Source organism: Flexivirga meconopsidis, assembly GCF_026162425.1.
GTDB classification, from domain to species: Bacteria; Actinomycetota; Actinomycetes; order Actinomycetales; family Dermatophilaceae; genus Flexivirga; species Flexivirga meconopsidis.
Map to the genome: position 1 here is coordinate 201,209 of NZ_JAOBQJ010000004.1, position 19,602 is coordinate 220,810.

At 66.9% G+C, this 19,602-nt stretch carries 20 protein-coding genes; 14 read left to right on the forward strand and 6 right to left on the reverse strand.

Going from position 1 to position 19,602, the window contains the following annotated elements; translation table 11 throughout:
- Positions 1-62 precede the first annotated feature (62 nt).
- Entirely contained in the window at positions 63-1,547 is a 1,485-nt protein-coding gene (locus N2M23_RS14480) for a glutamate-cysteine ligase family protein (RefSeq protein ID WP_265446405.1), read from the forward strand.
- A 146-nt stretch (positions 1,548-1,693) separates the two neighbouring features.
- On the opposite strand, the gene N2M23_RS14485 is transcribed toward N2M23_RS14480, so the two are convergent.
- The gene (locus tag N2M23_RS14485) at positions 1,694-2,305 is read right to left on the reverse strand and encodes a histidine phosphatase family protein (RefSeq protein ID WP_265446406.1); all 612 of its coding nucleotides are present in this window, start codon (positions 2,303-2,305) and stop codon (positions 1,694-1,696) included.
- Positions 2,306-2,336: 31 nt separating this feature from the next.
- Here N2M23_RS14485 and N2M23_RS14490 point away from each other — a divergent pair, with 31 nt between their 5' ends.
- Both N2M23_RS14490 and N2M23_RS14495 read left to right on the forward strand, forming a co-directional pair.
- The gene (locus N2M23_RS14490) at positions 2,337-2,762 is read left to right on the forward strand and encodes an OsmC family protein (protein ID WP_265446407.1); all 426 of its coding nucleotides are present in this window, start codon (positions 2,337-2,339) and stop codon (positions 2,760-2,762) included.
- A 6-nt stretch (positions 2,763-2,768) separates the two neighbouring features.
- The gene (locus N2M23_RS14495) at positions 2,769-3,305 is read left to right on the forward strand and encodes a DUF1697 domain-containing protein (protein WP_265446408.1); all 537 of its coding nucleotides are present in this window, start codon (positions 2,769-2,771) and stop codon (positions 3,303-3,305) included.
- 7 nt (positions 3,306-3,312) lie between these two features.
- Here N2M23_RS14495 and N2M23_RS14500 read toward each other — a convergent pair whose 3' ends face one another.
- Positions 3,313-3,753, reverse strand: a complete 441-nt coding sequence (locus N2M23_RS14500; protein ID WP_265446409.1) for a cupin domain-containing protein — start codon at positions 3,751-3,753, stop codon at positions 3,313-3,315.
- 28 nt (positions 3,754-3,781) lie between these two features.
- On the opposite strand from N2M23_RS14500, the gene N2M23_RS14505 reads away from it, so the two are divergent.
- The 9 genes from N2M23_RS14505 to N2M23_RS14545 all read left to right on the forward strand — a co-directional run bounded on the left by N2M23_RS14505 (position 3,782) and on the right by N2M23_RS14545 (position 12,303).
- Complete coding sequence (locus N2M23_RS14505; protein WP_265446410.1) at positions 3,782-4,405, forward strand: L-threonylcarbamoyladenylate synthase; 624 nt, start codon at positions 3,782-3,784, stop codon at positions 4,403-4,405.
- A gap of 2 nt (positions 4,406-4,407) precedes the next feature.
- Positions 4,408-5,070, forward strand: a complete 663-nt coding sequence (locus N2M23_RS14510; protein ID WP_265446412.1) for a GNAT family protein — start codon at positions 4,408-4,410, stop codon at positions 5,068-5,070.
- On the forward strand, positions 5,057-5,800 hold the full coding sequence (locus N2M23_RS14515) for a DUF3626 domain-containing protein (RefSeq protein WP_265446977.1): 744 nt from the start codon (positions 5,057-5,059) through the stop codon (positions 5,798-5,800). The genes N2M23_RS14510 and N2M23_RS14515 overlap by 14 nt, the downstream gene beginning before the upstream one ends.
- Positions 5,801-5,810: 10 nt before the next feature.
- Positions 5,811-6,788 carry a quinone oxidoreductase family protein gene (locus N2M23_RS14520; RefSeq protein ID WP_265446413.1) on the forward strand — a complete coding sequence of 326 codons (978 nt, stop codon included), beginning with the start codon at positions 5,811-5,813 and terminating at the stop codon, positions 6,786-6,788.
- Positions 6,789-6,907: 119 nt separating this feature from the next.
- Entirely contained in the window at positions 6,908-8,233 is a 1,326-nt protein-coding gene (locus N2M23_RS14525; RefSeq protein ID WP_265446415.1) for an MFS transporter, read from the forward strand.
- Positions 8,234-8,295: 62 nt separating this feature from the next.
- The gene (locus N2M23_RS14530) at positions 8,296-9,630 is read left to right on the forward strand and encodes a C1 family peptidase (protein WP_265446416.1); all 1,335 of its coding nucleotides are present in this window, start codon (positions 8,296-8,298) and stop codon (positions 9,628-9,630) included.
- A gap of 86 nt (positions 9,631-9,716) precedes the next feature.
- Positions 9,717-10,625, forward strand: a complete 909-nt coding sequence (locus N2M23_RS14535) for a metal ABC transporter solute-binding protein, Zn/Mn family (RefSeq protein WP_265446417.1) — start codon at positions 9,717-9,719, stop codon at positions 10,623-10,625.
- Positions 10,622-11,446 (forward strand): metal ABC transporter ATP-binding protein, encoded by an 825-nt coding sequence (locus N2M23_RS14540; RefSeq protein ID WP_265446419.1) that lies wholly within the window; start codon positions 10,622-10,624, stop codon positions 11,444-11,446. Before N2M23_RS14535 ends, N2M23_RS14540 begins: the two co-directional genes overlap by 4 nt.
- On the forward strand, positions 11,443-12,303 hold the full coding sequence (locus tag N2M23_RS14545) for a metal ABC transporter permease (protein ID WP_265446421.1): 861 nt from the start codon (positions 11,443-11,445) through the stop codon (positions 12,301-12,303). Before N2M23_RS14540 ends, N2M23_RS14545 begins: the two co-directional genes overlap by 4 nt.
- On the opposite strand, the gene N2M23_RS14550 is transcribed toward N2M23_RS14545, so the two are convergent.
- The 3 genes from N2M23_RS14550 to N2M23_RS14560 are packed head-to-tail and all read right to left on the reverse strand — an operon-like array spanning position 12,296 to position 15,452.
- Positions 12,296-13,147, reverse strand: a complete 852-nt coding sequence (locus tag N2M23_RS14550) for a carbohydrate ABC transporter permease (protein WP_265446423.1) — start codon at positions 13,145-13,147, stop codon at positions 12,296-12,298. The genes N2M23_RS14545 and N2M23_RS14550 overlap by 8 nt on opposite strands.
- The gene (locus tag N2M23_RS14555; RefSeq protein ID WP_265446425.1) at positions 13,144-14,091 is read right to left on the reverse strand and encodes a carbohydrate ABC transporter permease; all 948 of its coding nucleotides are present in this window, start codon (positions 14,089-14,091) and stop codon (positions 13,144-13,146) included. The genes N2M23_RS14550 and N2M23_RS14555 overlap by 4 nt, the downstream gene beginning before the upstream one ends.
- Positions 14,092-14,099: 8 nt before the next feature.
- Positions 14,100-15,452: an extracellular solute-binding protein gene (locus N2M23_RS14560; RefSeq protein ID WP_265446427.1), complete on the reverse strand. Its 1,353-nt coding sequence runs from the start codon at positions 15,450-15,452 to the stop codon at positions 14,100-14,102.
- Positions 15,453-15,529: 77 nt separating this feature from the next.
- Here N2M23_RS14560 and N2M23_RS14565 point away from each other — a divergent pair, with 77 nt between their 5' ends.
- Positions 15,530-16,570, forward strand: coding sequence for a LacI family DNA-binding transcriptional regulator (locus N2M23_RS14565; RefSeq protein WP_265446429.1), 1,041 nt, complete (start codon positions 15,530-15,532; stop codon positions 16,568-16,570).
- A 2-nt stretch (positions 16,571-16,572) separates the two neighbouring features.
- On the forward strand, positions 16,573-18,384 hold the full coding sequence (locus N2M23_RS14570; RefSeq protein ID WP_265446431.1) for a glycoside hydrolase family 2 protein: 1,812 nt from the start codon (positions 16,573-16,575) through the stop codon (positions 18,382-18,384).
- On the opposite strand, the gene N2M23_RS14575 is transcribed toward N2M23_RS14570, so the two are convergent.
- On the reverse strand, positions 18,381-19,601 hold the full coding sequence (locus tag N2M23_RS14575) for an MFS transporter (protein ID WP_265446433.1): 1,221 nt from the start codon (positions 19,599-19,601) through the stop codon (positions 18,381-18,383). The two genes, N2M23_RS14570 and N2M23_RS14575, sit on opposite strands and share 4 nt — an antisense overlap.
- Position 19,602: the final 1 nt, after the last annotated feature.

Below are 19,602 nucleotides of genomic sequence, written 5' to 3' on the forward strand. Positions count from 1 at the left end.
GCGAGCGTTGCAGCCAACGCGCCCGCCAGGTGTGCAGGACGGGCGCCAAGCAAGGAGGAGCAATGGGCGAGGACGTCGCGGCAACGTCATACACCCGCGAGCAACGGCAGCAGTATCGCGAGAAGGTGCGCCAGGACCTCGATGTCTTCGAGCGGATGCTGACCACCCACAGCTTCGAGTTCGAGCGGCAGCTGACCGGGATGGAGGTCGAGCTCAACCTCGTCGACGACGACCTGCAACCGACGATGAGCAACGCCCGGGTGCTGGAGAGCATCGCCGACGAGGACTACCAGACCGAGCTCGGGCAGTACAACATCGAGCTCAACGTCAGCCCGCGGCCGATGCCGGGCGATTCGGCGCTGCAGCTGGAGTCGGATCTGCGCGCCAGCCTCAACCGCGCCGAGAAGCTGGCCAATGACGCCGGCGCTCAGATCGCGATGATCGGCATCCTGCCGACACTCATGCCCGAGCACTTCAGCACCGAGTGGATGAGCGCCAACGCCCGTTACGCCGCGCTGAACGAGGCGATCTTCGCCGCCCGCGGCGAGGACATCTTCATCGACATCGAGGGCGCCGGCGGCGAACGCCTTGCGATGTATGCCGATTCGATCGCTCCCGAGTCGGCCTGCACATCGGTGCAGTTGCACCTGCAGGTGCAGCCGCACCGGTTTGCCGACTACTGGAACGCCGCCCAGGCGATCTCCGGGCTGCAGCTGGCGATCGGGGCCAACTCGCCGTACTTCTTCGGCAAGGAGCTGTGGCATGAGAGTCGGGTGCCGCTCTTCGGGCAGGCCACCGACACCCGGGCGGTCGAGTTGAAGAACCAGGGCGTCCGGCCCCGGGTGTGGTTCGGGGAACGCTGGATCACCTCGATCTTCGACCTCTTCGAGGAGAACGTCCGCTACTTCCCGGCGCTGCTGCCCGAATCCAGCGACGAAGATCCGGTCGCGGTCTTCGAATCCGGCCAGGCACCAAAGCTTTCCGAGCTCCGGTTGCACAACGGCACGGTCTACCGCTGGAACCGGCCGATCTACGACATCGTCGACGGCAAGCCGCACCTGCGGGTGGAGAACCGCGTGCTGCCGGCCGGTCCGTCGATCATCGACGGTATGGCGAACAGCGCCTTCTACTACGGCGTCGCGCGGATGCTGGCCGACTCCGACCGGCCGATCTGGACCCGGATGAGCTTCTCCGCGGCGGAGGACAACTTCGAGTCGTGCGCCCGCCGGGGCATCGACGCCAAGGTCTACTGGCCCGGTTTCGGCGAGGTGCAGGCCGACGAGCTGGTCCTGCGTCACCTGCTGCCGCTCGCTCACGAGGGGCTGGCGCAGTGGGGTGTCGCACAATCGGTGCGGGACCGTTACCTCGGCGTCATCGAGGACCGCTGCCGGGCCGGGGTCAACGGCGCCACCTGGCAGATCGACTGCGTGAAAGCCCTTGAGGCGCAAGGCAAGGACCGCGCCAGCGCGCTCTCTGGGATGCTGGAGCGCTACCTGGAGCAGATGCACGGCGGCGAGCCGGTGCACACCTGGTCGCTGCCGGGCTGATCTCGATACGCGGCTCGTTCCTCGCCGCTACTCGATCAGCAGCAAAGGACGCGGCTCGTTCCTCGCCGCTACTCGATCAGCGTTGCTTGGTGGTCGAGTAGCCGGAGGAGCGGAACGCGGGGGAGGCGTATCGAGACCGCCCGCACTCAGGCGAAATCGCCGCCGGTGTTCCAGGTCTGGATGCAGGGTGTGCCGTGGTAGAACCCGAGCTTCGACAGCGAGCCGGCGTTGAGCATCAGCTGCGCACCCATGCGCGCCTCCTGACGCAGGAAGATCGCCGCGAAGATGCGCAGTGAGTGACCGTGCGCGACCAGTGCGACATCGCCCATCTCGAGCAGCGGCACCACCCGTCGTACGACGTGGCTCACCCGCGCCGCGACGTCCTCGACGGTCTCGCCGGGAGTGTCGCCGGGCACGACCCCGTCGGCGAAGATCTCCCAGGACGGGTCGCCGAGCTGCTCGCGGATCTGCGGGGTCGACAGGCCCTCGTAGCCGCCGTAGTCCCACTCGCGCAGATCGTCGTCGAGCCGCACGTCCTGCAGACCGGCGAGTTCGGCGGTGCGCCGGGCGCGCTGCAGCGGGCTGGAGAAGGTTGCGACGATGTCCAGCGGCTCGAGCTCGGCCCGCAGCTTGCGTGCGTCGGCCTCGCCCTCGGGCAGCAGCGGCAAGTCGGTGGTGCCGGTATGCCGGCCGTTGCGCGACCACTCGGTCGCCCCGTGACGGATCAGGATGATGCTGTGCTCGGAGTGCGCGCTCACAATTGGCCACCGTAATGGCAGGCTGGGTCGTATGACGACTCAGGACCCGCACCGCTTGGTCAACCTCGTGCGCACCGCAAACGGCAGCTTCCGCGCCGCCAACGCCCGCGGCGGCACGCTCGACTTCGGCAGCGGCCAGGACGACCGGTTCACGCCGGTCGAGCTGCTGCTCACCGCGATTGCCGGTTGCAGCGCCATCGACGTCGACATCTTCACCTCCCGCCGCGCGGAGCCGACCCAGTTCGGGGTGACTGCCGAGGGAGACAAGCTGCGCGACGACCAGGGCAACCACATGGGACCGATCGACGTGACCTTCACCGTGCGATTCCCGGACGGGCCCGACGGGGACAAGGCCCGCGAGGTGCTGCCGGACGCCATCCGCCAATCGCACGAGCGCCTGTGCACGGTCAGCCGCACGGTCATGCTGCCGACCGAGGTCACCTCCAAGCAGGCGTGACACCTCGTGCCTGGTTACGTCGTCTTCCTCCGCGCGGTGAACGTCTCACCGCGCTGGGTGAAGATGGCGCGGCTGCGGGAGGTGCTGACCGCAGAGGGTTTCGGTGACGTCGAGACGTATATCCAGAGCGGCAACGTGCGGGTCACCAGCAGCCTCCGCTCGGCGCGCAAGGTGAGCCGGCACCTCGAGGACGTGCTGGAGACCGCCTTCGGCTTCACCATCCCGTGCATCGTGCGCACCACGGCCGAACTCGCCGACGTTGCCTCCTATGCCGATTCGCTGGCCGACCCGCTGGACGGGGCGACCCAGCGGCGCTACGTCACGTTCTTTGCCGCACCCGTGCCGAAGGACCGCGCCGAAGAGCTCACCGCGTGGAACGTTCGCGGCGAGCGGCTGCAGGCCAACGGCAGCGAAATCTACTGGTGGCTGGACAAGTCCACCCATGAGGCCCGGATGTCCAACGCCGTCCTGGAGCGCGGGGGACTGGTCGCCACTACCCGCGACCTCAAGGTCGTGCGAGCGCTCGCCGAGCGTTGGTCCTAGGTTGGTCCTAGCCCTGCAGCTCGAAGTCTGCGAAGTCGAAACCCGGTATGACGATGCAGCTGACCAGCACCAGCTCGTCGGACGCCGGCCGGGCCGCCTGCCAGTGGCCGCCCGGCACCAGAGCCTGCGGTTGCTGGCCGTCTTCCACACTCGGACCAAGGGTGAGTTCGGTTGATGTGCCGGGTGATTCGCCGTCACCGCCGAGGCTGATCGTCAGCGGGCCGCCGCGGTGCCAGAGCCACAGCTCATCCGATCGGACCCGATGCCACGCGCTCGATTCGCCGGGCAGCAGCAGGAAGTGGATGCCGGTGCCCAGGCTGCGCGCCCCGTCGTACGGGCTGCCGGGGGTGAAACTTCGGGTGTGCCGGTAGGTCTCGGCATACCAGCCGCCCTCCGGATGTTGTTGCAGTCCCAGATCTTGCGCCCAGGAGGGCAATGAGGCGGTCATCGGTCACCTTCCGCACTAACGTTGAGGAATGGCCAGGTACTTCGACGTCCACCCTAAGGATCCGCAACCGCGCAGCATCAACCAAGCCGTGCAGATCCTGCGCGACGGCGGACTGATCGCCTACCCGACGGACTCGTGCTTCGCGCTCGGTTGCACTCTCGGCAACCAGGAGGGCCGGGATCGCATCGTCCGCATCCGCCAGCTCGACGACAAGCACAACTTCACTCTCATGTGTCGCGACTTCGCACAGCTGGGCCAGCTGGTCTTCATCGACAACAAGGTGTTTCGCGCGATCAAGGCGGCCACGCCGGGCCCCTACACGTTCATTCTCCCCGCCACCTCCGAGGTTCCTCGTCGGCTGCAGCAGCCCAAGCGCAAGACCGTCGGGGTGCGGATCAGTGACCATCCGGTAGCCCGGGGGCTGGTCGCGGAGCTGGGCGAGCCGATCATGACCAGCACGCTGCTGCTGCCCGGTGAGGATGAGCCGCTGACCGACGGCTGGCAGGTCAAGGAGGAGCTGGACCACCAGGTCGACGCGGTGATCGACTCCGGGGAGGCGGGTGTCGACCCGACGACCGTCGTCGACTTCTCCGACGGCTACCCGCAGGTCGTGCGGGTCGGTGCCGGTGACCCAACGCCGTTCGAGGGCTGAGCGTGGCGGTCTCCGACGGCTGGCACCCGGTGGGGCGGATGATCCGCGACGCGTTCGCTGGGCGACCTCCGTCTGCCGACGGCTCATGGGAGCGGCAATGCCCTTGGCGGCCGGGCATTTTCGGCATCATCGCGTTCACCGGGCATGCGGTGCTGTGCGTCCCGGACGACTGGACCGACGCGTCGCTGCGGGCCTTGCGGCCCGACGGGTATGGCGGCGCCGCCGACCCGCGGGTCATCGTCGCGCTGGCTGGCACGGACGGCTTCATCGACTCGCTGGACACGATCTTCGCCGCACCGGGCGTGGGCGGAGACGCACGGCTCGAGCCACGGTCGGACTTGGCCGGTCATCCGCGGGCGAAGCGGGCGGCCGACCTGCGCGACGGCGTGCAGGTCTTCGGACTTCCTGGCCGCGACAGTGCCGTGGTCACTGTGGCCCGCGGCATCGGCGGCCTGCCCGAGTTGAGCTTCGAGCTGGACGAGACGGCACGCGGCCGCGGTCTGGGCAACGAAATGCTCTGGGCTGCAAGGACACTCGCTGGACCGGACGACGTGCTGATAGCGTCCGTGTCACCGGGCAACGTCGCCAGCACTCGGGCAGTCCTGGCCGCTGGATTCCTCCCGGTGGCCGGAGTGCAGTTGTTCCGACCGGCTGACGTGCCGTGACAGCGCTGCCGCCCGAGCCGGTGCGGCGCGCTGTCGCACACGTCGCACGCCTCGCCTCAGGCCCGCCGCTGGACCAGGCCCTGCGGGAGGCGACCGGTTTCGTTGGGAGAGCCAGCTTTTCGCCGGAGCGTATGACGATGCCGATCCCGACCTGCGGCCGAAGTATGGCGCGCTCAACCACCGGAATCGTCCGACCGGTGCATCGGCGCGGTTCGGGTCGTCCTATTTGAGGTTGGCAGCCCACACCCTGCGACGCACCACCTTCTGTTTCCCGGACAGCTTCGACCAGCCGTCGCGGTTCGGTGTGGCGCAGTCCTGCGATCTGGGCGCCAGCGCCGACACCGCCGGTCGAGACCTGTTGGACGATTATGTCGAGGCTCAGGTGCACGGCCATCTCGACCTGGCGACGGATGTCGAGGCGGTCGTGCTGGATCCGAGCTTTCGCGGCACAGCCGTCGAGGAGGCCGCGCGCGACCTGCCGTGCGCAGTGGAATGGCACGACGGCTTCGTCGCACAACTCACCGACATCGAGCGCTACCCAGACTTCCGCGGGCCCGAAATCGTAGAACTGGCAGCCAAGTACGCATGTGGTGGTGTGCTCGACCCGCGGCGTGTCGGTGAGGTCGCGGCCCTCGGCATACATCATCCGCAGGCGGTGAAACAGCTGTGGCACTGCACGGCCAGATTCGGCACCCCGGAGGGCCGGTGTCATCCGCCGGCGGCTGACTAGGCTGAATCCCATGACTCGAGCTCTCGTAGTGACCGAACCGGGCGACGGCAGCGTGCTGCAGGTTCAGGACGTGGTGGTGCCGCCACCGGCCGCCGGTGAGGCGCAGGTGCGCGTCGCCGCCGTCGGCGTCAACTTCATCGACGTCTACAAGCGGCAGGGCGTCTACCCGATGCAGACGCCCTTCGTCACCGGCGAGGAGGGCGCCGGCGTCGTCGAGGCCGTCGGCGCGGACGTCACCGATGTCAAGGTCGGCGACAAGGTCGCGTGGGCCGGCTATACCGGCAGCGCAACGCAGTTGGCCAACATCCCCGGCGACGTGCTCGTGCCGGTGCCGGGCGACCTGGATCTGGAGACCGCCGCCGCCGCGATGCTGCAGGGGATGACGGCGCACTACCTCGTCAACTCGACCTGGCCGGTGCAGAAGGGCCAGATCGCGCTGGTCCACGCCGCGGCCGGGGGAGTGGGGCAGCTGCTGGTGCAACTGATCGCCGGCAAGGAGGCGATTGTCGTCGCGACTGCCGGCAGCGAGGAAAAGCTCGACAAGGCAAGGCAACTCGGCGCTCACCACACCATCAACTACCGACAGTTCGAGGGCGATGCGCTGGCCGACGAGGTGCGTCGGCAGGCCGGCCGCGGTGTCGACGTCGCGTATGACGGGGTCGGTCGCGCCACCTTCGGCGCATCGTTGCGTTCGCTGCGGCCGCGGGGGATGGGTGTGCTCTTCGGCGGCTCCAGTGGCCAGGTGGAGCCGCTCGATCTGCAGGTGCTCAACCGGCTCGGCTCGCTCTTCGTCACCCGGCCCACGCTCGCTGCCTACCTGCAGGACCGCGAGGAGTTGCTCTGGCGGGCCGAGGATATCCTCGGCCAGCTCGCGGACGGCCGGTTGAAGCTGGAGATCGGCGGCCGCTTCCGGCTCGACGACGCGGCAGCGGCATACGAGGCGTTGGAAGGTCGCGCGACGACCGGCAAGCTCCTCCTCCTGCCCTGACTTGACCTGAGAGGTCCGTCTCGGCAGTGCTCCTCTTGCGATAAACATAGAACATGCATATAGTCGGGCGATGTGCCCGGCTCATGAGCGGCACAGACCAGCCAGCGAGAGGAGCTCACGTGAGTCACGCCCCGGCGTCCGACCCGCCGTCGATGTTCAAGCAACCCAAGGCGGTGTATGCCGTCGCCTTCGCCTGCGTGGTGTCCTTCATGGGCATCGGCCTGGTCGACCCGATCCTGCCGGCGATCTCCGAGCAGCTGGACGCGACCCCGAGCCAAGTGACGCTGCTGTTCACCAGCTACCTGGTGGTGACGGCCGTTGCGATGCTGGTCACCAATGCGGTGTCCAGCCGCATCGGTGCGAAGAAGACGCTGATCGCCGGCCTCACGATCATCGTGGTGTTCGCCGCGCTGGCCGGATCGGCGGGCTCGATCAACGGCATCGTCGGCTTCCGCGCAGGCTGGGGCCTGGGTAACGCGCTGTTCATCGCCACCTCGTTGGCGGTGATCGTGGCGTCGGCGTCCGGCGGCTTCGCCGGTGCGATCATCCTCTACGAGACCGCGCTCGGAGTCGGCATCGCCGTCGGTCCGCTGCTCGGTGGACTGCTCGGCGAAATCTCTTGGCGCGGACCGTTTTACGGCGTCTCGGTGCTGATGCTGATCGCGCTCGTCGCGACCGTGCTCTTCCTGCCGGCAACCCCGAAACCCGATCATCACACGTCGGTCCTCGCGCCGATCAAGGCGCTGCGCCATCGCGGGCTGCTGATCATGGGGCTGGCCGCGCTGTTCTACAACTGGGCGTTCTTCACCATGCTCGGTTACGCGCCCTTCCCTATGAAGCTGTCTGCGATTCAGCTCGGCCTGGTCTTCTTCGGCTGGGGCATCCTGGTCGCGATCTTCGCGGTCTTCGGTGCGCCGGCGCTGCAGCGTCGCTTCGGCACCGCCCCGACTCTGTATGCCGCACTCGGCCTCTTCGCGATCGACCTCGCGGTGATCGCGGCGTGGCCGACCAATCGCACCGTCCTCATCTGTGCGGTGATCGCCGCGGGCATTGTGATCGGCATCAACAACACGCTCACGACTCAGGCCGTCATGGTCATCTCGCCGGTGGAGCGTCCCGTCGCCTCCGCGGCATACGGCTTCGTCCGGTTCATCGGCGGCGGTCTTGCACCGTTCGCCGCGGGCAAACTGGTGGAGCGATTCAATCTGCACGTGCCGTTCGCTCTTGCGGCAGGGGCAGCGGTTGTTGCGGCCCTCTTGTTGAGCACTGCACACCGCACCCTGGCCGACGCCGACAAGGGGCTCGACGAGGATGGCGAGAAGGTGTCCGGTGCCGATACGCCCGACCAGATCGCCGGTGAGGTCGGAGACGAATTCGGTGGCGCTGCAGGCGCGTTGGACGACTTCGAAAGGGAACAGCAGCGCGATAACGACCTGGTGCGCTGAGCCCTCGATCGATGGGCCGTCATGCCCGCGCTGGAGGACGTCCAGCATGAGACAGTGAGTCCATGGGGATCTCTTCCACGCCGCTGACCGAGCAGGACGTCGAACTTCTGCGCAAGGAGTTCGAGGCCCGCTCGGTCAATCGCCTTTTCCAGAACGCAGTGACCAGAACGACGATCGCAGACGTTGCGCTCGACCGGCGGATCGTGACCGGCATCGACACTTCGGTCTCGCATCGGCTCGACAGGTGGCCGGCGACCAACCAGCAGAAGAGTGGCCGATGCTGGATGTTCGCCGGCCTGAACCTGTTGCGCGCCGGCGTCATGGAGCGACTCGGAGTCAAGGACTTCGAGCTCTCGCAGAACCACACGCTCTTCTGGGACAAGCTGGAGCGGTGCAACTACTTCCTGGAGTCGGTCGCCGCGATGAAGGATCGCGAGCTCGATGACCGGACGCTCGCATACGTGCTCGACGACGTGATGGGCGACGGTGGCCAGTGGAACATGTTCGCGGCCCTGGTGCGCAAGTACGGTGTGGTGCCGAAAACCGTTATGCCCGAGACGGAGTCGTCCTCGCACACTGCGCCGATGAACAAGAACCTGCGGCGGGTGCTGCGCCAGGCGGCGCGTGATCTGCGCGCGGCGAGCGGTCCGGAGGCAGTCGCGCAGGTGCGGTCGCAGGCGCTCGGCACGGCATACCGGATGCTCGCGATCCACCTCGGCACGCCGCCGACCGATTTCGAGTGGCAGTGGACCGACGACGACGGGGAGTTCCACCGCGACGGCCGGATGACGCCGCAGGACTTCCGGGACCGCTACCTGACGGTGAATGTCGATGACTACGTGTGCCTGGTCGATGACCCCCGCGCGAGCAGCCCACGCGGACGCACCTTCACCGTGGATCAGCTCGGCAACATAGTCGGCGGGGATCCGGTGTGCTACCTCAACGTGCCGGCGAGTGTGCTGAAAACTGTTGCAGCACAGGCGATCCAAGACGGAGAACCGGTGTGGTTCGGCTGTGACGTCGGGCAGATGGAGGAGCGGCAGCTCGGCATCTGGGACGCCCACCTCTACGACCTCGAGGGCGTCTACGACACCCGCTTCGAGCTCGACAAGGCCGACCGGCTCGACTACCACGAGACGCTGATGACGCACGCGATGCTCTTCACCGGTGTCGACCTCGCCGGCGACACTCCGCGCAAGTGGCGGGTCGAGAACTCCTGGGGTGACGACAAGGGTGACAAGGGCTTCTTCACGATGAACGACTCGTGGTTCGGCGAGTACGTCTTCGAGATCGCGGCCCGCCGGGATCGACTGCCGCAGGAGTTGCAGGCGGCGCTCGATCAGGAGCCGATCGTGCTGCCCGCCTGGGACCCGATGGGTTCGCTCGCCCAGGGCTGACTCCCCACGACGTCGCACACACCCGCGGCGCACTGCTATTCTCCGTTGTCGGGAATGGTTTTCAATATCGAGCAGGTGGGTGTGCAGTGAAGTTTCGGGTGCTGGCGGCGGCCGTGGGTATGCCGGTGGTCATCGGGCTGGCCGGGTGTGGGTCCAGCGGCGGTGCCGGCGATGCGGGTGGCGACACGATCGACGTCGTGGCCAGCACCAACGTCTATGGCGACATCGCCAGGCAGGTTGGCGCAGGCCACGTCCACGTGACCTCGATCCTGAGCGATCCGAACGTCGACCCGCACGGCTACGACTCGAGCGCCAAGACGGCCGTCGACGTCGCCAAGGCGAAGCTGGTCGTGGACAACGGTCTCGGCTACGACGACTTCATGCAGGATCTGCTGAAGGGCGCGCCCGGAGGCGACCGGTCGGTCGTCACCGCGGCGAACGTGCTGGGTGTGCAGGGCAAGGACGCGAATCCGCACCTTTGGTATGACACCGCGCAGATGCCGAAGGTCGCGAATGCGATCCGGGACGCGTTGAGCAAGATCGACCCGAAGCACAGCAGCGACTACGCCGCGGGTGCGAAGGCCTTCGCGCAGGGCATGAAGCCGGTGGACGACACCGTACGGACCATCCGCGACGAATACGCCGGGACCAAGGTCGCCTATACCGAACGCGTCGCCGGCTACCTGATCGACGAGGCAGGGCTGAAGCTCGGCATCCCGGCAGGTTTCACGACCGCGGTCGAGGAGGGCGACGACCCGAGTCCGGCGGACACCGTCGCCTTCGACAAGGCGTTGACCACCCGCGCGGTCAAGTCGCTGCTCTACAACGGGCAGGTCACCGACAAACAGACCGACCAATTGCGGTCGCTTGCGACCAAGAGTGGTGTGCCAGTGGTGGCGGTGACCGAGACAATGCCCACCGACGCTCGCGACTATCAGTCGTGGCAGCTGGCGCAGGCGAAAGCCCTGCTCGCCGCCCTGAAGGGATCGAAATGACGAAAACGCCTGGTGCGCCACTGGTTTCGTTTCAAGATGCAGGTCTGACGGTCGGGGGGCGGCGGCTGTGGTCGCACCTCGACCTCGGCGTCATGCCGGGCGAGTTCATCGCCATTCTGGGTCCGAACGGGGCGGGCAAGACCTCGATGCTGCGGGCCGCGCTCGGTCTCGAACCGCTCAGCGAAGGCACCTTGTCGGTCGGCGGCTCGGTGCCGCGGCGGGGGAGTGCCGCCGTCGGCTATGTGCCCCAGCAGAAGATCTTCGACCGTGACCTGGCGTTGCGTGGGCGGGACCTGGTGATGCTCGGAGCCGATGGTCACCGGTTCGGCTGGCCGCTGCCGAGCCGGCGGGTGCGCGCCGACGCTGCCCGAATGATCGACGCCGTGGGCGCCTCGTCATACGCCGATGCGCCGGTAGGTCGCCTCTCCGGCGGCGAGCAACAACGACTGCGCATCGCCCAAGCGCTGATGAGCAACCCGAAGGTGCTGCTGTGTGACGAGCCGCTCACCTCACTTGATCTCAGTCACCAGGAGGGCGTGCTCGACCTGCTGGACCGTCGGCGGCGTGACTCGGACTCCGCAGTGCTGATGGTCACCCACGAAGTCAATCCGGTGCTGCCGTTCGTGGACCGCATTGTCTACCTCGCCGCGGGCAACTGGGCCGTCGGCGCCCCCGACGAGATCCTGACCAGCGAGCGTCTGACCGCGCTCTACGGCACCCCGATCGACGTGCTGCACGTGCGCGGCCGGGTCATCGTCGTCGGTGCGGGGCAGACCCCGGACGCCTCCCACCACTGCGGCCCCATCGAGGTTTCAGCATGAGCGACCTATGGACCTATCTGCAGTACCCATTCGCGCAGCACGCGCTCATTGCCGCGACGCTGATCGCCATCACCAGCGGCCTGATCGCGCCGTTCGTCGCCATGCGCGACATGGCTTTCGCGGTGCACGGCACGGCCGAGCTCGCGTTCCCAACCGCGGTGGCCGGGCTGCTGATCGCGGGTGACGCGGTGGGTGGCGCCCTGGCCGGATCCGTCGTCGTGGCGGTGGCCATCTGGTGGCTGGGTAGGCAACGGAGCGAACGCAACACCGCGATCGGCGTGCTGCTCGCCTTCGGGCTTGGCCTCGGCGCCTTCCTGCTGAGCTTTTATCACGGCTTCGCGTCGGCAGCGACCAACATCCTCTTCGGGTCGATCGTTTCCGTCAGCACCAAGGATGTCGCTCTGCTGGCCGTGATCGCGGTCCTGGTCGTCGTGGTGATGATCGTCATCTACCGGCCGCTGTTGTTCGCCTCCGTCGACGCCGACGTCGCGGCCGCCCGTGGCGTGCCGGTCGGCCCGCTCGGGCTGGTCTTCCTGCTCGTGCTCGCGGTCACTGTCACCGAGGCCGCTCAGATCGTCGGCACGCTTCTGGTGCTGAGTCTGACGATCACTCCGGCAGCGGCTGCCCGGCGTTGGTCGGCCAACCCGCTGGTGGTCAGCGGGCTGGCGATCCTGTTCGCGCTCATCGCCGCCGACGGCGGGTTCCTGCTGAGCCTGGCCTTCATCGACGCAGATGTGAAGGCAAGCGTGATGATCAGCTTCCTCAGCTTCGCGATCTACCTCGTGTCGCTGGCCGTCGCGCGATGGCGGGACCCACGGGCCCGGGCGTCGGCGGCGAAATCGGTTGCCGTCACTTGATGCCCGTGCGAGCCACGCCCTGCACGATGTGCCGCTGGAAGAGCAGAAACACCACAAAGAGCGGGAGAGCCCCGAGGACAGCTGTCGCCATCAGTTGTGCATAGAGGATGCCGAAACCACCGGTCACCGCCGACATGCCGACGGGGATGGTCATCTGCTTCACATTGCTGAGGACGAGCAGTGGCCACAGGAAGTTGTTCCAGCTGCCGACGAAGGTGAAGATCGACACCGCGGAGATCGCTGGCCGGCACAGCGGCAGACAAACCCGCCAGTAGACCCCAAACCAGGATGCGCCGTCGATGCGGGCGGCTTCGATGAGCTCGCGCGGAAGACCGGAGAAGAACGACTCGAAGATGAAGACCGCGATGGGCGCGGCCGCCGCGGGTAGCACCATCGCCCAGTAGGTGTTCAGCAGGTGCATCGACTGGATGATCTGGTAGAGCGGCAGGGCGAGAATCTGCCCGGGGATCAGCAACCCGGCCAGGACGAACGCGAACACTCCTCCACGGCCGGCGAATCGGGTTTGCGCGAGCGCGAAGCCGATCATCGAGGTGACGGCGACGGTGAGGATGACCGTCAGCGCGGCGATGATGAAGCTGTTGAGATACCAGGTGAGGATCGGGGTGCCGTCGATGACCTTGCGATAGGCAGCGAGCGAGAAATGGTCGCTCCACCAGTTCGTCGGGTTCGCCGCGATCTCAGCCTCGGGCTTGAGCGAGGTGTCGACGGCGAATGCCATCGGCACGATCCAGATGATCGCGAACACCGCAAGTACGAGTGCAGAGAAGATCTTGAAGACCCGCGAACGGCCGTTGTAGTCAAGAGCATTCGGCGGAGTGCTCACGCGCCGACCTCCTTGTTGGATTGACGACGCAGCAGGAACCACACGAGCGAGACCACGAGCACGAGAGCGAAGTAGACCATCGTGGCGGCTGCGGCATACCCTGCGCGATAGTCGGAGAAGCCCGTGTCGTAGATGAACTCCATGACTGGTCGGGTGGAGGTGCCGGGTCCGCCCGCAGTCATCAGATACATCTGGTTGAAGATCTGCATGCTGGCGAGGATCTGCAGCATGGTGACCAGCACGACGGTCGGGCGTAGCAACGGCAGGACGATCCCGGTGAGCGTCCGCACCGGATTCGCGCCGTCGATCGCCGCCGCTTCGTAGACGTCGCGCGGGACCTCCTGCAGCCCAGCCAGGAAGAGCACGAAGTTGAAACCGACTGTCCACCAGACGGTCAGGGCCGCGACAGAGATGAACGCCCATTTGGTCTCGCCGAGCAGGTTGGGTGGAGGGAGGCCTACGGCCTCGAACCAGTGCGGGACGAGGCCGACCTCCGGCGCGTAGAGCCAGAGGAAGATGAGCGTCACGGAGGTCACCGGGAGGACGAATGGCGCGAAGAAGATGAAGCGCACCAACGCTTTTGCGCGATGCAGGCGCTCGGCGAGGAGTGCAAAGAACAGCGCGAGGATCACCAGCGGCGGCGTCGTCAGGGTCGTGAACCAGACCGTGTGCCCCATCGAGGACCAGAAGTCTGAACTGGTCAGGATCGACCGGTAGTTGTCGAGGCCGACCGCCTTGCCGAGGCCGGGGCGCACCGTCGTGGCGTTGAAGAAGCTCATCACGATCCCGTAGACCGCAGGCCCGACCAGGAAGAGCAGGTAGAGCACGAGGAACGGCAGGCTGAGCAGCCAGCCGGCGCGGTGCTCGTCGCGCGGTCCGGAGCGGTTGCCCGCCGAGGTCACCCGGGCCGCACTGACTCCGTCGTCGATGATCGTGGTGGCCATCGGGGCTCCTATCCGACCGGTGGTATGGCGGTCACGTACGGCTGCAGTCCGGAACGCATCGCGCGGACCGCGCCCGCAGGGGTCTGGGAGGTGGTCTGCGACGCCGCGACCGCGGCGCCGACGATGTTCTCGAACTGGCTGCCGGCGCCGGAGTACCAACCCGGCGGGTCATACCTGGCAGCCGTCGCGGCTTCGACGTAGTTTGCCTGGGGGCGCAGCTTGTCGAACTCAGGTGATTCGCGGACCGGGAGCCAGGCGGGGATGTGCCCGCCTTGTGCCCAGGTCATGCTCGAATCGAGCAGGGACTTGATGAATCCCAATGCGATAGAGCGGCGTTCGGCATCCATCGCGCCGTTACGCGGTATGACGAGCGAGTGGCTGTCGGCGAACGCGACAAGTTTCGGGCCGAAGACGTGTGGGACGGGCACGACGTCGAACCTCACCGGGGTGTCGCGGTAGGTCGGTATCTGCCATTCCCCGTCGAAGAGGAATCCGGCCTTCCCGGTGGAGAAGAGCGAGGTGGTCCCGCCGGGGTCGACGGATTTCGGGAGCAAGCCACTGCGCGTGAGGCTTTGCATGAAGGTCAGCGCCTGGACGGCCTTGTCGTCGTCAAGCGTGATCCGAGTGCCGGAGTCCGCGACGACGGTGCCACCCAACTGGTAGTAGAGCGTCGCGAAGAATCGCCAGTTGGTGGACGGGTCGTTGGTGATGGTCACCACCCCGCCGTACTGCCCGGTCACGCGCTGCGCTGCGCGGAGCGCGGCGGTGAGCTCTTGCGGCCCGTTGATGGGTTTGAGCTTGCCTGAACCATCGAGTAATCCGGCTTTCCGGCAGACCTCGACGTTGTAGAACATCACAAAGGGATGAGTGTCGAGCGGCACTGCGCGGACCGTGCCGTCGACCGTCGCCTTCTGGAGCGCGGCGGGAGTGAAGTTGTCAGTGGGCAAGCCGGCGTTCGCCAGTTCGTCGGGCGAGAGGGAGCTGACCAGCCCCGCCTTGGCGAGTGTGTCCAGACGCGAGAGGTGGACCACGGCCACATCCGGTGGTGCACCGCCGGATGTGGCCAACGACAGTTTCGTGTAGTAAGGCGTGCCCCAGCTCAACACCGTGGAGTCGAGTCGTACGTCCGGGTGTGCCTTGCGGTAGGCATCCTCCATCGTCTGCATGTTTGCGCCGTCGCCACCGGCGAACAGATTCCAATAGGTCAAGGTTCGTGTGGGCGGTGCCGCACCGAACAAGCCTGTGGCAACCGGCGATCCACAACCGGCGAGCAGTGTTGCAAGCGAGCCCGCTCCAGCGCCGAGCACCATCCGGCGGTTGACAGACGGTAGTGGTGACCGGCCACCCGAACGTTGGGACATGGCACCTCCTCGTGCGCTGTCCCGGATCCTTGCATCGTTGCATGCAACGTTGCAAGCGTTTCTGATACTTTCACCGCGTGACACCGACTCTGCGTGATGTGGCGAACCGAGCCGGAGTCTCCGTGCGCACGGTTTCCAACGTTGTCAACGATTTTCCGCAGGTCTCACCCGCGACGAGGGCGACGGTGCAGGCCGTCATCGACGAGCTCGGCTATCGGCCGAACCTGGTCGCTCGGCGGCTGCGGACCGGTCGGACCGGAGTCATCGGCTTGCTGATCCCGCGCCTTGCGGAGCATTACTTCGCCGAGCTGGCGGACGCCGTCGTCACCGCGGCGCGCCACCGTGGTCGGTCGTTGGTCATCGACCAGACCGACGGCCGCCGGGCCGGTGAGCTGTCGCCGTTGGACCTGGCGACCCGCGATCAGCTGTGGGATGGGGCGATCGTCAGCCCGCTCAGTGTGACCGGTGACGATCTCGAACGTCACGCATCGACTCCGCTCGTGGTGCTCGGTGAGCACGGTGCGTCGTTCGACCTGGCATGGGTCGGCACGGACAACATCGATGCCGCGCGTGATGCGACGAACTACTTGATCTCGCTGGGGCACAGGCGAATTGCCGTTATCGGCGACCAACGCGGTCCGGGTGGCGAGACCGGTGCGATGCGGACGAAGGGTTACCGCGCCGCGATGCGGGCCGCCGGTCTGCGGGTGCGACGAGATTGGGTCGTGGCACCGAGTGGATACGACCGGGCAGAGGGAGCGGCGGCAGCCAGACGGCTGATGGCCGCCTCGAGCCCGCCCGATGCGGTGTTCTGCTACAACGACGAACTCGCCTTTGGTGTGCTCTACGCGCTGCACGCGCTGGGTCTACGCGTCCCCGACGATGTCGCAGTGCTCGGCTGGGACGACCTGCGAGACGCCCAATATGCAGTGCCGGCACTGTCGTCGGTGAGTGTGTCGCGCGACGCCGTGGCGACCGCCGCAGTGGAATTGCTGCTCGCGCAGCTCGAATCCGGAGCCTCGTCGCGCGAGCACCTCGTCATACCGCACGAAATCGCGGCGCGGGCCAGCACGGCCGGTGCCCAATCGGACAAGCACCCCTTGGCGAAAGGCAGCTGAGCATGACTGCGTCCCTGTCCGCGGCGATCCCGCGGCCGGAGTACCCCCGCCCGTCATACCGCAGGGCCAGGTGGCTCAATCTGAACGGTGAGTGGGGTTTTGAGATAGACCAGGCCGACAGCGGGCTCGAACGCGGACTACTGACTACCGAGCTGAGCGACGCCATCACGGTGCCGTTCGCGCCGGAGTCTGCATTGTCGGGAGTCGAGAAGACCGACTTCCTGGAGGCGGTCTGGTATCGCCGGTCGATTCGCGTGCCGGATGATTGGCGCGGCCAGGAGCTGCTGCTGCACTTCGGCGCTGCCGACTACGACACCACCGTGTGGGTCGATGGCGAGGAGGTGGGCAGGCACCGTGGTGGGTTCACCTCGTTCAGCGTCCCGCTTGGTGATGCCGGCGAATTCGTCGATGAGCACCGGGAGCTCACCGTCCGGTGCCGGGACACCCACGTCGGCCCGCAGGCGCGCGGCAAGCAGAGCCGCGACTACACCGGGTGGGGTGCGCTCTACGGCCGGACGACGGGGATCTGGCAGACCGTGTGGCTGGAGCCGGTGCCGCGGCGCCGTTTCGAGCGACCACGAGTGACACCGGATGTCGGCGCGTCGTGCTTCCGAGTGGAGTTGCCAGTGCGTGGAGACCGTGCCGGGCTGCAGGTCGTGGCCGAGCTGTATGACGGGAGCCGCGTCGTCACCCGTGAATCTGTCTCGGCAGCAACCGATTTCACGGTCACCGTTACGCTCGTGATCCCTGATGACGCCCGCCGACTTTGGTCCCCAGCAGACCCGCACCTTTACGACCTGCGGTTTGTGTTGCGTGACACGGACGGGCAGGTGGTGGACGAGGTCGCCTCCTTTGCGGGATTGCGCTCGGTGGTGATCGATGGTCCTGCCGTGTTGCTCAACGGGCAACCGGTCTTCCAGCGACTGGTGCTCGACCAGGGCTACTACCCGGACGGCCTCATGACCGCGCCCTCTGACGCGGCTCTCGTCGAGGACATCGAGCTGGCCATGGCGGCCGGATTCAACGGAGCTCGTCTGCACCAGAAGGTGTTCGAGGAGCGGTTTCTATTTCACGCCGATCGGCTCGGATACCTCGTGTGGGGGGAGTTTGGCGACTGGGGTTGTCGCGAGCCCGGGCCGGCGGATCTGGAGAACCAGCGGCCGGACGCGTCGTACATCACCCAGTGGCTGGAGGCGCTCGAACGGGACTACAGTCACCCCAGCATCATCGGCTGGTGCCCGCTGAACGAGACCTATCAACGTCGTCACGACCGGATCACCGTGCTGGACGATGTCACGCGCGGGATGTTTCTGGCCACCAAGCTCGCCGACCGCACGCGACCAGTGCTGGATGCGTCGGGCTACGCGCACCGGGTGCACCAAACCGATATCTACGACTCGCACCTCTACGAGCAGGATCCGGCACGCTTCGGCGAGTTGATGGCACCTCTCGCCGACGGACGCCCGTACACCAACGAGGGCGGCGAATGGTCACTGCCCTACGCCGGACAGCCCTACTTCTGCAGCGAATTCGGTGGCATCTGGTGGAACCCGGCGGGCGAAGAGGGGAACGACTCATGGGGCTACGGTCAGGCGGTCCGGTCCGAGCAGGAGGTTTACCAGCGCTTCCAGGGGCTGGTCGACGTGTTGCTCGACGACCCCCGGATGTTCGGCTACTGCTACACCCAGCTGACCGACGTCTTCCAAGAGCAGAACGGCATCTACTTCTTCGACCGCACGCCGAAGCTGGATGTCGAGCGGATCCGTAAGGTCCAGCAGCGTCCAGCCGCTATCGAGCGGTCGACGGACGCCTAGCTGCCGACGGTCGCTGACGTGGTGTCACGCACCACTGCCCAGGCGAGCGCGGCGACGGCAGCGAGGGCAGCCGTGACGCCGAATGCCACTGGAAAACCCCACATCTGGGCGAGGAATCCACCAACCACCGGGCCGACCACGGTGCCGACGTCCTGACACATCTGGAAGGTCACGAGCACCGGACCGCCGCGGCCGTGGCCGTACATGATGTCGGCCAGCGCCGCCTGCTGGGCGGGACTGACCATGCCGGTGCCGACACCGGCAACGAGGGTGAAGGCGAAGGCCAGTGGCACGGATTCGGTCAGCGCGAGCGCCGCGGTCGCGAGCGCGAGCACCGTCATACCCGCGACGATGAGTGGCCGGCGACCGACGCGGTCGGACAATCGGCCGGAGGGGAACATCGCCAGGACGTCGCCGCAGGCGTAGGTGGCGAGGGCAAGTCCGGCGACGCCCGGCTGTTGGTGCAGCACGATGGCGAAATAGAGCGGTACCAACGAAACTCGCATCGCGTAGACCCAGCCGAAAATCATCGCCGTGAGCACGGCCGAGCGGTAGGCGCCGATCGCGAGCGCTGCCCGCATCGGCATCGCGGCGACCGTGGGGGAGGTGTCGATCGCGGTGAGCGGACTGCCTCGCAGCTGCCAGCGGACGACCGCGATCGCGACCAGCAACGCAACGGCGTAGACGACGAACGGCACGCGGAGGCCGAATCCGACCAGCGCACCACCGAGCAGTGGGCCGCTGATGCTCCCCAGCACGAAACTCGAGGAATAGAGCCCGGACACCCGGCCACGGATAGCCGGGGGTGCGATGCGGATGATCAGACCCATCGCCGACACGGTGAACATGACCGAGCCGATGCCGCCGAGTCCGCGGAAAACGATGAGTTGCCAATAGTTTTGGGAGAATGCCGCGGCCAGCGTCGACAGCGCCACGATGAGCAGGCCGAGCAGGTAGACCGGCTGCTCGCCGAGCTTGCGGACCAGCCGGCCACTCGTCGGGGCGAAGACCAGACGCATCACTGCGAATGCGGAGACGACCGCGGACGCGGCGGTGACGCCGACGTCGAAGCTCCTCGCGAACTCCGGTAACGCCGGCGCCACCACGCCATAGCCGAGCGCGATCACGAAGCTCGCGCAGACCATCACCCATACCTCGCGGGGTATGGCGGGCCGGGCCGCAGGCGCCGCGGTCGGCTCGGGTTCGGTCGTTGTCATC